Source organism: Xanthobacter oligotrophicus, assembly GCF_008364685.1.
GTDB lineage: Bacteria > Pseudomonadota > Alphaproteobacteria > Rhizobiales > Xanthobacteraceae > Xanthobacter > Xanthobacter oligotrophicus.
Map to the genome: position 1 here is coordinate 1 of NZ_VTTL01000022.1, position 10,209 is coordinate 10,209.

At 70.3% G+C, this 10,209-nt stretch carries 9 protein-coding genes and 1 pseudogene; 2 read left to right on the top strand and 8 right to left on the bottom strand.

Going from position 1 to position 10,209, the window contains the following annotated elements:
* Positions 1-258 (top strand): annotated as a pseudogene (locus tag FZ033_RS23730) (dihydroxy-acid dehydratase domain-containing protein); the annotation flags it as partial.
* The gene (gene eda, locus FZ033_RS23735; protein WP_149578533.1) at positions 255-896 is read left to right on the top strand and encodes a bifunctional 4-hydroxy-2-oxoglutarate aldolase/2-dehydro-3-deoxy-phosphogluconate aldolase; all 642 of its coding nucleotides are present in this window, start codon (positions 255-257) and stop codon (positions 894-896) included. The pseudogene FZ033_RS23730 and the gene eda, both read left to right, overlap by 4 nt.
* 69 nt (positions 897-965) lie before the next feature.
* Here eda and FZ033_RS23740 read toward each other — a convergent pair whose 3' ends face one another.
* The 8 genes from FZ033_RS23740 to ltnD form a co-directional block, all read right to left on the bottom strand.
* Positions 966-2,033: an aldose epimerase family protein gene (locus FZ033_RS23740; RefSeq protein WP_149578534.1), complete on the bottom strand. Its 1,068-nt coding sequence runs from the start codon at positions 2,031-2,033 to the stop codon at positions 966-968.
* A gap of 72 nt (positions 2,034-2,105) precedes the next feature.
* Entirely contained in the window at positions 2,106-3,038 is a 933-nt protein-coding gene (locus FZ033_RS23745) for a dihydrodipicolinate synthase family protein (RefSeq protein ID WP_149578535.1), read from the bottom strand.
* Positions 3,039-3,047: 9 nt separating this feature from the next.
* Positions 3,048-4,811 (bottom strand): IlvD/Edd family dehydratase, encoded by a 1,764-nt coding sequence (locus FZ033_RS23750; protein WP_149578536.1) that lies wholly within the window; start codon positions 4,809-4,811, stop codon positions 3,048-3,050.
* Positions 4,812-5,224: 413 nt separating this feature from the next.
* Entirely contained in the window at positions 5,225-5,824 is a 600-nt protein-coding gene (gene wrbA, locus FZ033_RS23755; RefSeq protein WP_149578537.1) for an NAD(P)H:quinone oxidoreductase, read from the bottom strand.
* Positions 5,825-5,876: 52 nt separating this feature from the next.
* Positions 5,877-6,575: a pirin family protein gene (locus FZ033_RS23760; RefSeq protein WP_149578538.1), complete on the bottom strand. Its 699-nt coding sequence runs from the start codon at positions 6,573-6,575 to the stop codon at positions 5,877-5,879.
* A gap of 326 nt (positions 6,576-6,901) precedes the next feature.
* Complete coding sequence (gene otnK / locus FZ033_RS23765) at positions 6,902-8,182, bottom strand: 3-oxo-tetronate kinase (protein ID WP_149578539.1); 1,281 nt, start codon at positions 8,180-8,182, stop codon at positions 6,902-6,904.
* Entirely contained in the window at positions 8,179-8,982 is an 804-nt protein-coding gene (otnI, locus tag FZ033_RS23770; RefSeq protein WP_149578540.1) for a 2-oxo-tetronate isomerase, read from the bottom strand. The genes otnK and otnI overlap by 4 nt, the downstream gene beginning before the upstream one ends.
* Before the next feature lie 110 nt (positions 8,983-9,092).
* Positions 9,093-10,085: an L-threonate dehydrogenase gene (ltnD, locus tag FZ033_RS23775; RefSeq protein ID WP_149578541.1), complete on the bottom strand. Its 993-nt coding sequence runs from the start codon at positions 10,083-10,085 to the stop codon at positions 9,093-9,095.
* Positions 10,086-10,209 lie beyond the last annotated feature (124 nt).

The following is a 10,209-nucleotide window of genomic DNA, read 5'->3' on the forward strand; positions in this document are numbered from 1 at the left end:
GCCATCCATGTGACGCCGGAAGCGGTGGACGGCGGCGCCATCGCCAAGGTGCGCGACGGCGACCTGGTGCGGGTGGACGCGGTGGCCGGCACCCTCGAGGTGCTGGTCCCGGCGGCCGAATGGGCCGCCCGCACGCCGGTGACGGCGGACCTTTCCGCCTCCCACTCCGGCGTCGGCCGCGAGCTCTTCGCCCCCTTCCGAAACGCCGTCGGCCAGGCCGAAAAGGGCGCTAGCATTTTCCAGGAGGTTTTCGCGTGACCGATCAGATCCAGCCCGGGCTTCACTCCATTCTCTCCCGCGCCCCGGTGGTGCCCGTGGTGGTGGTGGAGCGCGCCGCAGACGCCGTTCCGCTCGCCCGCGCCCTGGTGGCGGGCGGCCTGCCGGCCATCGAGATCACCCTGCGCACGCCGGCCGCCCTCGACGCCATCCGCGCCGTGGCGCAGGAGGTGGAGGGCGCGATTCCCGGCGTCGGCACGGTGCTCGACGCTGCTCAGCTGGAAGCCGCCGAGAAGGCCGGCGCGTGCTTTGCCGTCTCGCCCGGCGCCACGGCGCGCCTGCTGGACGCCGCAGCCTCCTTTGCCATCCCGCTTTTGCCCGGCATCGCCACGGCGGGGGAGGCCATGGGCCTGATCGAGCGCGGCTACCGCTTCGCCAAGTTCTTCCCGGCGGAGCCGGCGGGCGGCAGCGCCTATCTTGCCTCCATCGCCTCGCCCTTGCCGCAGCTCACCTTCTGCCCCACCGGCGGCATCAGCCTCGCCTCCGCGCCGCGCTATCTGGCCCTGCCCAACGTGATCTGCGTCGGCGGCTCCTGGATGCTGCCGCGCGCGCAGGTGGATGCCGGCGACTGGGCCGCCATCGAGGCCGCCAGCCGGGCGGCGGCAGCGCTCAAGGGCTGAGGCTGGATAAGCCCGCGCGGCGCATGAGCAGACCCATTCGGCGTCGGTCGAAGACCGAGGCCGATGGTCTCAGAGCGTTGAGAAGCGGTAGATGGAGACGTGGCGGTAGGTCTCGCCGGGATCAAGCCGGGCGGAGGGAAAATCCGGCCGGTTGGGCGCGTCGGGCCAGGCTTGCGGCTCCAGGCAGAAGGCGTCGGACTGGCGGTGCAGGCGGCCATATTTGCCCTGCGCCGCCCCGTCGATGACGTTGCCCGAATAAAATTGCACGCCCGGCTGGTCGGTCAGCAGCTCCATCACCCGGCCGGATTGGGCGGCCCGCACGCGGGCGGCGAGGCGCGGTGTGGTGGCGGCTTCAAGACAGTAGGTGTGGTCGTAGCCGCGCCCGAAGCGCAGCTGCTCGTTGTCGTCCCGGATCCGCGCGCCGATAAGCGCGCCGGCGCGGAAATCGAACGGCGTGCCGTCCACCGTGCGCGGCGGGCCGGGCAGGGGGATCGCCGCAGCATCGGTGGCGAGGAAGCTCTCGGCGGCGAGCGTGAGGTGATGGCCCAGGATGTCGCCGCCCGTCTCCACCCCGTCCAAATTGAAGAAGGCGTGGTTGGTGAGGTTCACCACCGTGGGCCGGTCGGTCACCGCCGAAAAGGCGATGGTGAGCTCGTCCAGGCCCGAGAGGCTGTAGGTGACGCGGGCCTCCAGCGTGCCGGGAAAGCCGCCGGCGCCGTCCGGGCTGACGTGGCGCAGGGTGACCGCCGGGACCGGGTCTTCGTCCACCGCCTCGATGGTCCATAGCGCCCGGTCGAAGCCAATGAGGCCGCCGTGCAGCATGTTCGCGCCGTCATTGGCCTCAAGGGTGACGCGGGCGCCGTCCAGCTCGAAGCCGGCCCCGGCGATGCGGTTGGCGAAGCGGCCCACGGTGACGCCGTAGAAATCGCGCGTCCGCCCATAGCCGGCGGCGTCGTCATGGCCGAGCACCACGTCGGCGAGCGCGCCATGGGCGTCGGGAACACGCAGCGCCTGGAGCGCCGCGCCATAGGTGATCACCGACGCCTCGAAGCCGCCGGCCCCGATAAGCCGCACCCGCTCCACCACCGGCCCATGGGGCAACAGGCCGAAATTCTCGCGCAGGATGGGGGGCGTCATCGCTTTTCGCCCTTGAACGGCAGCGGTCTGGCATGGGTATACACGATGACGACCGCGATCAGCCGGTGAAGATCATTTCCCCCAGCGCAGCACCAGCGGATCGAGCCGGCGGGCGATCTCGATCAGGCCGGCGCGGGTGGCGGGGTGCATGGCGGGCAAGGGCGCGCGCACGGTCTCGTGGGCAATGACGCCGCCTTCCTGCATCAGCGCCTTGCAGGCGGCGAGGCCGCACTGGCGGTTCTCGTAATTGATGAGGGGCAGCCAGCGCTGGTAGGCGTCCATGGCGGCCTCCCGGTCGCCGGCGAAATAGGGGTCGGTGACCTGGCGGATGCCGTCCGCATAGGCGCCCCCCGTCATGGCGCCGGTGGCGCCGGCATCGAGGTCGGCCATGAGGGTGATGGCTTCTTCCCCGTCCCACGGCCCCTCGATGGCCGCGCCGCCGGCCTCGATGAGGGCGCGCAGCTTGGCGGCGGCCTGCGGCACCTCGATCTTGAAATAGGCGAGGTTGCCGATCTCCTTGGCCATGCGGGCGAGGAACGGCACCGACAAAGGCGTGCCCGCCACGGGCGCGTCCTGCACCATGATGGGGATGGAAATGGCGTCGGAGACGCCGCGATAGAAGTCGTAGATGGAGGCTTCCGGCACCCGGAAGGTGGCGCCGTGATAGGGCGGCATGACCATGACCATGGCCGCGCCCAGGTCCTGCGCCCGGCGCGAGCGCTCGGCGCAGACGGCGGTGGAGAAATGGGTGGTGGTGACGATCACCGGCACCCGGCCCGCCACATGCTCCAGCACGGTGACCATGACGCGATCGCGCTCGTCGTCGGTGAGCACGAACTGCTCGGAGAAATTGGCGAGGATGCAGATGCCATGGGAGCCGGCATCGATCATGCAGTCGATGGCGCGCTTCTGGCCGTCCAGATCAAGCGCGCCGGCGGCGTCGAACACGGTGGGCGCCACCGGGAACACGCCCTTGAACGGGCGCGCGGCAGAGAACGTGGGCATGGGTCACCTTCAGTGATTGTCGCGCGGCACCGGCGATCCGGTGCGGCCGACGAGGAAATCGAAATCCGCGCCGCGATCGGCCTGCAGCACATGGTCGATGTAGAGGCGCTGATAGCCGCGCACGGCATGGGGCGCGGGCGGCACCCAGGCGGCGCGGCGCTGCGCCAGCTCCTCCTCGCTCACGTGCAGGTTGAGGGCGCGGGCGGGCACGTCGAGGGTGATGAGATCGCCGTTCTTCACCAGGGCCAGCGGCCCGCCGGCGGTGGCCTCGGGCGCCACGTGCAGCACCACGGTGCCGTAGGCGGTGCCGGACATGCGGGCATCCGAGATGCGGATCATGTCGCGCACGCCCTGGCGCAGCAGCTTGGCGGGCAGGGGCATGTTGCCCACCTCCGCCATGCCGGGATAGCCCTTCGGCCCGCAATGCTTCAGCACCATGATGCATGAGGCGTCGATGTCGAGCGCCTCGTCGTTCACCGCGTGGTGCATCTCCTCCACGCTCTCGAACACCACGGCGCGGCCGGTGTGCTGCATCAGCTCCGGCGAGGCGGCGGACGGCTTGATGACGGCGCCGTCGGGGGCGAGGTTCCCGGTGAGGATGGCGATGCCGGCGTCCGCCTTGAACGGCGCTTCGAACGGGGTGATCACCTCCTGGTTCCAGCACGGCGCCTCGGCCACATTCTCCCAGATGGAGCGGCCGTTGACGGTCAGCGCCTCGCGGTTCAGGAGCCCGCGCTCGCCCAGCGTGCGCAGCACGGCGGGCAGGCCGCCGGCATAGTAGAAGTCCTCCATCAGGAAGCGGCCGGAGGGCATGAGGTCCACCAGGCAGTGCACGTCGCGGCCCAGACGGTCGAAATCGTCCAGCGTCAGCTCCACCCCCACCCGGCCGGCGATGGCCAGCAGGTGCACCACCGCATTGGTGGAGCCGCCGATAGCTGCCAGCGCGCGGATGGCGTTCTCGAAGGCGGCGCGGGTGAGGATGTCGGAGGGCTTCAGGTCCGCCTTCGCCATCTCCACGATGCGCCGTCCCGCCATGCGGGCGAGCAGGTTGCGACGGGCATCGGCGGCGGGAATGGCGGCGTTCTCTGGCAGGCCGAGGCCAAGGGCCTCGACCATCGAGGCCATCGTCGAAGCCGTGCCCATGGTCATGCAACTTCCGGCGGAGCGGTTCATGGCCGCCTCCGCCTCGTGGAAGTCGGCCAGCGTGATCTCGCCGGCGCGCAATTGCTCGCTCATGGAGATGATGTTGGTGCCCGAGCCGATGATCTCGCCGCGATAGACGCCGCGCAGCTGCGGCCCGCCGGACACGCCGATGGCCGGCAGGTCGGCGGAGGCCGCGCCCATGAGCAGGGCCGGGGTGGTCTTGTCGCAGCCCATGAGCAGCACCACGCCGTCGAGGGGATGGGCGCGGATGGCCTCCTCCACGTCCATGGAGGCGAGGTTGCGGAACAGCATGGCGGTGGGTCGCATGGTCACCTCGCCAAGGGAGGAGACCGGGAATTCCAGCGGGAAGCCGCCGGCATCCAGCACCCCGTAGCGCACATGCTCGGCGATGGTGCGGAAATGGGCGTTGCAGGGGGTCAGCTCGGACCAGGTGTTGCAGATGCCGATGACCGGGCGGCCGTCGAACTGGTCCTGGGGGAAGCCGCTGTTCTTCAGGAAGGAGCGATAATAGAAGCCCATCTTGTCCTGCCGGCCGAACCAGGCCTGGCTGCGCAGGGGCTTGGTGGCAGGCGCGTCTTGGGCTGGCTTGCCTTTGGTCTCGTCGCTCATGATGCGTGTCCCGTCATGCCGTCGCGGCGCGGCGTCCGCCGCAGGTCAGGGTGGCTGCGGCAGGGGCGTGCGGGTGGCCCTGCCAGCCGTCCCGCGCATGGGCGGCGCGGGCGCGGCGACAGTCGGGGCATGACGCTGCAAGGCCGGGCGCACCTGCGCGAGGCTGGTCGTTGCGTGACACGCGGCTTGCCCTCCCGAGCCCGAACGCGGCTTCGGCCGCATCTTCTTAAAACGATTTATGGCACGGCATCGGGCGGCTGAACAGCCGGTCCTGGTCCGGCTTTTCACAGCTTGTGCAGACCATGAAAAAGCGGCCGGAGCGTTCGCCCCGGCCGCCATGCGGATCAAGACTATGGAAGCCCAGTGCGGGCTTGAAGCGAGGGCCGGTGGGTGAACCCTGCCGGCTCGTCCCCTCAGCCGTGCAGCTTGATGGCGGTCTCGGCGATCTTCTTGCCCTGGTAGCGAGCGCCGTCCAGCTCGATGGCGGAGGGCTGGCGGGAGCCGTCGCCGCCGGTGACGGTGGTGGCGCCATAGGGGCTGCCGCCAGTGATCTCGTCGAGGGTCATCTGGCCGGCATAGCCATAGTCGAGGCCCACGATCACCAGGCCGAAATGCATCAGGTTGGTGATGATGGAGAACAGCGTCACTTCCTGGCCGCCGTGCTGGGTGGCGGTGGCGGTGAAGGCGCCGCCCACCTTGCCGTTCAGCGCGCCACGCGCCCACAGGCCGCCGGCCTGATCGAGGAAGTTGGCCATCTGCGAGGCCATGCGGCCGAAGCGGGTGCCCGTGCCCACGATGATGGCGTCGTACTCGGCCAGCTCCGCGACGGTGGCGATGGGGGCCTTCTGGTCGAGCTTGAAGTGGGCCGCCTTGGCCACCTCTTCCGGCACCAGGTCCGGCACGCGCTTGATATCGACGGTGGCACCGGCCTCACGGGCCCCGGCGGCGACGGCTTCGGCCATCTGCTCGATGTGACCGTAGGCGGAATAATACAGGACGAGGACTTTGGCCATGGTGGGCTCCTTGAGAAACGGGAAATGGGGAAACGGGGGAGGGGAGAAGGCGTCAGGCCGCTTCCACCAGCACCAGCTCGCTGTCTTCCAGCGCGGTGATGGTGAGGGCGGGCTCGTCGGAGATGGCGGCGCCGTCGCGGGTATCGAGGCGCAGGCCGTTCACCTCCACCGCGCCGGTGGCGGGCACCAGATAGGTGTTGAGGCCGCTCAAAGGGGCATAATCGATGGTCTCGCCCGCCTTCAGCGTGGCGCCGAGCACGCGGGCATGGGCACGGATGGGCAGGGCATCCCCATCCCCCGCGATCCCGCTCGCCAGGGCCACGAAGCGGCCCGAGCGGTCGTTCTTGGGGAAGGGGCGGGTGCCCCAGGTGGGCGCGCCGCCGGCCTGGTCCGGCTCGATCCAGATCTGGAAGATACGCGTGGGCGCGCTTTCCAGATTGTACTCGGAGTGGCGGATGCCGCGCCCCGCGCTCATGACCTGGATGTCGCCGGCCACGGTGCGGCCGCGGTTGCCCAGGCTGTCCTCGTGGGTGATGGCGCCCTCGCGGACATAGGTGATGATTTCCATGTTGGCGTGCGGGTGGGGCGGAAAGCCCGATCCCGGCGCGATCTCGTCGTCGTTCCACACGCGCAGCTTGCCGTGGCTCTGGCGGGCGGGATCGAAATAATTGGCGAAGGAGAAGTGATGCCGGGCGTTGAGCCAGCCGTGGTTGGCCTTGCCCAGGCTGTCGAAGGGACGATGCTCGATCATGTGGGTGTTCCGTGGCCGTCGAAGCGGCCTCAACAAAGCGCTTTCAAGCGAAGTGGATACCGGTTCGCGTGACGAAAACGCATCGACTTCGGGATCTGGAGCGATTGTCGTGAGCGTCTGCGAACGGCACTCGCTTCAGGTGTCGGGGTGGATATTAGTTTGGCGCCGGGCAAAGCAAAGAGGGGTGGTGCGACAGCTGCGTTTGCAGGAATGCAAACATCAACCGGAGCGCTGGCCCCGAAACGCGAACGGGCTCCGACGGGGCCGTTTCGACCCGGTCGGAGCCCGATTAGCGAAGCTCGGTGTAGGCGTGGAAAGTCGGACGGCTATTTCGACATCAGGCCAAGCGCGTCGGTGAAGAAGTCCACGCCGCCGAAATTGCCGGACTTGAGCGCCATCAGAAGATCGCCATGGCCGCCGCCGATGGTGCGCAGCACCGGCACGCCGGCCGCGATCTCCGGTCCCAGGGCGAAGGCGGGGATGCCGAGGCGGTCCACCACCGCGCCCGAGGTCTCGCCGCCTGCCACCACCAGCCGGCGGACGCCGCGTGCCACGAGGCCTTCGGCGATGGTCGCCAGCCCCTGCTCGATGGCCTGGCCGGTGGCCTCGCGGCCGTGGAGGGCCTGAAGGCGCGCCACCTCGGCCGGCGAGGCGCTCGAGGCGATGAGGACTGGGCCGCTCGCGATGCGGCTTGCGGCCCACTCCAGGGCCCGCTCGGCCTCGGCGGGGCCGGAGACCAGCGCCTCGGCTTCCAGGTGCAGCACCGGCATGGCGCTTTCCGCCCGCGCGATCTGTTCCAGCGTGGCCTTGGAGCAGCTGCCGGCGAGGCAGGCTTCGAGCCCGCCGACGCCGGACGTCACCGAGGCCGATGCATCGGCGCGGGCCACCCGGCCCGCCGCTACGAGGCCACGGGCCAGGCCCAGACCGAGGCCGGAAGCGCCCACCGACACTCGCGTGTCCAGCGCGGCGGCGCCGAGGGCGACCAGGTCGCCCTCATCCACCGCATCCGCGATCACGCCGCCGATCCCGTCGGCTGCAAGCTCGGCCAGCCGGGCGCGAATGGCGTCGGCGCCGCGCGCCACCAGCGCCTCGGGCACAAGGCCCACGCGGGAGACGCTCTGCCGCCCCAGCACGCGCACCAGATTGGCATCATGCATGGGATTGAGGGGATGATCCTTGAGTGGGCTCTCGTTCAGCGGCACGGAGCCGACGAAGAGATGGCCCTGGTACACCGTGCGCCCCGTCTCCGGAAACGCGGGGGTGACCAGCACCGCAGCCGCGCCGGCGTCAGTGGAGAGCGCATCGAGCACCGGGCCGATATTGCCGTCGTCGGTGGAATCGAAGGTGGAGCAGATCTTGTACATGACATGGCCGGCGCCGCGCGCCCTGAGCCAGCGGTCGGCGGCGCGGGCCTTCTCCACCGCCTCGGCGGCCGGCACGGAGCGGATCTTCAGCGAGATCACCACCGCGTCCACCTCGCCCAGCGGCAGGTCGTCGGCCGGGATGCCCACGGTCTGCACGGTGCGCAGGCCGTTCTTGGCCAGGGTGTTGGCGAGGTCGGAGGCGCCGGTGTAGTCGTCGGCGATGGTGCCGAGGGCGAGGGTCATCCGTTCGCTCCCGCCTTGAGAGCCGGGGCGGCGGCATAGGGCGCGAACCAGCGCAGGCCTTCCAGCGTGCCGGCGCGCGGGTTGTACTCGCAGCCGACGAAGCCGTCATAGCCGAGGCGATCCAGCTCCGCGAACAGGAACGGATAGTTCAGCTCCTCGCCGTCCGGCTCGTTGCGCGAGGGCACGCTGGCGATCTGCACATGCCCGGTGATGGGCATGAGCTGGCGCAGCCGCATGGTCACGTCGCCATGGATGATCTGGCAGTGATAGATGTCGAACTGGAGCTTCAGGTTGGGCAGGCCCAGCTCGGCGATGAGCGCTTGCGTGAAGGCGAAATCGTTGAGGAAATAGCCCGGCATGTTGCGGCCGTTGATGGGCTCCAGCACCAGGTCGAGGCCGTTCTCCGCCAGCGCGCCGGCGGCGTAGGCCACCGCCTCGCCATAGGCGGCGCGGGCCTTGGGGTCGGCGCGGTCGGCAAGGCCGGACATGAGATGCAGCCGCTTCACGCCGGTGGCGGCGGCATAGGTGAGGCCGGTCGCGACGCTCGCCTTCACCTCGTCGAAGCGCTCGGGGAAGGCGGCGATGCCGCGCTCGCCGGCCGCCCAGTTGCCGGGGGGCAGGTTGAACAGGGCCTGGGTCAGGCCGTTGCGGGCCAGCCGCTCGCCCACCGCGTCCGGCGCATGCTCGTAGGGGAAGAGGAATTCCACCGCGGTGAAGCCGGCATCGGCGGCGGCGGCGAAGCGGTCGAGGAACGACCACTCGGTGAACATCATGGTTAGGTTGGCGGCGAAGCGCGGCATGGGGATCTTCCGAAAAGGTGGGATCTTCCGAGAGAGTCGGGTCGCGGCGGTCGGTGCGGTTCGCAGAACGCACCAATCCGCGCGTGGATGCAAGCAGGGTCCGGGCCGGCTCAGGCCGGATCGCCCGGCAGCCGGGTGCCGGTGATGCGGGCATAGAGCCGGGCGACGGAGGCGTCGTCGTCGCGTCCCATGCCGGCAGCGGAGGTGGCCAGGAACATCTGCAGCGCGGCGGCGGACACCGGCACCGGGAACTTGGCGCTGCGCGCCATGTCCTGGATGATGCCGAGGTCCTTCACGAAGATGTCCACCGCGCTCCTCGCCGTATAGTCGCCGTCCACCACGTGGGGCATGCGGTTCTCGAACATCCAGCTGTTGCCGGCCGACGCGGTGATGACCTCATAGACCTTGGCGATGTCGAGCCCCTGCCGCGCGGCAAACGCAATCGCCTCGCTGGCCGCCGCGATGTGCACGCCGGCCAGCAACTGGTTGATCATCTTGAACGCCGCGCCCTGTCCCGGCGCATCGCCCAGCTCATAGAGCTTCGCCGCCATGGCATCGAGCGCCGGCCGGGCCTTGGCGAAGGCCGCCGGGCTGCCGGAGGCGAGGATGGTGAGGGCGCCCTCGGCCGCGCGCTGGGCGCCGCCGGAGATGGGGGCATCGAGATAGAGCCGGCCGGTGGTCTCCAGCCGGGCGGCGAGGGCGCGGGCCACGTCCGGGTCCATGGTGGCGGAGGAAAGGAAGACGGCGCCGTCCGCGAGCGTCTGCGCCACGCCGTCGGGGCCGAACAGGATGGCCTCGGTCTGGGCGGCGTTCACCACCACGCTCACCACCACGTCGGCATCGCGGGCGGCCTCCGCCGGGCTCGAAGCGCCGCGCCCGCCCTCGGCGGCGAAGCGCTCCACGGCGGCGGCGTTCACGTCGAAGCCGGCCACGTCGAAGCCGGCCCGCTTCAGGGACTGGGCCATGCCGTAGCCCATGGAGCCGAGCCCGATGACCGCGGCGCGCCCGGTCCCTGTCGCCCCCGACGTGACGACCTCGGGCGAGAACTGTTCTGTCATGACCTGATCCTCGGAAAGGAAGCTGCGCTGCGACGGCTTATGCATGAGGGGCCTCCCGCGGCACGCGCCGCGGGGGGCCGCGGGGGGACTTGTTTGGGGGGGTGGGGGGGGGGGGGGGGGCCGCCCCCGCGCCCCCCCCCCGCAGCCCCGCCCGGGGGAGGCAACCCCC

Coding starts and splice junctions, on each gene's coding strand:
- ltnD (WP_149578541.1), bottom strand. CDS start 10,085: ATGCATAAGCCGTCGCAGCGCAGCTTCCTTTCCGAGGATCAGGTCATG.
- otnK (WP_149578539.1), bottom strand. CDS start 8,182: ATGACCCTCGCCCTCGGCACCATCGCCGACGACTACACCGGCGCCTCC.
- FZ033_RS23750 (WP_149578536.1), bottom strand. CDS start 4,811: ATGAGCGACGAGACCAAAGGCAAGCCAGCCCAAGACGCGCCTGCCACC.
- otnI (WP_149578540.1), bottom strand. CDS start 8,982: ATGCCGCGCTTCGCCGCCAACCTAACCATGATGTTCACCGAGTGGTCG.
- FZ033_RS23760 (WP_149578538.1), bottom strand. CDS start 6,575: ATGATCGAGCATCGTCCCTTCGACAGCCTGGGCAAGGCCAACCACGGC.
- FZ033_RS23745 (WP_149578535.1), bottom strand. CDS start 3,038: ATGCCCACGTTCTCTGCCGCGCGCCCGTTCAAGGGCGTGTTCCCGGTG.
- FZ033_RS23740 (WP_149578534.1), bottom strand. CDS start 2,033: ATGACGCCCCCCATCCTGCGCGAGAATTTCGGCCTGTTGCCCCATGGG.
- wrbA (WP_149578537.1), bottom strand. CDS start 5,824: ATGGCCAAAGTCCTCGTCCTGTATTATTCCGCCTACGGTCACATCGAG.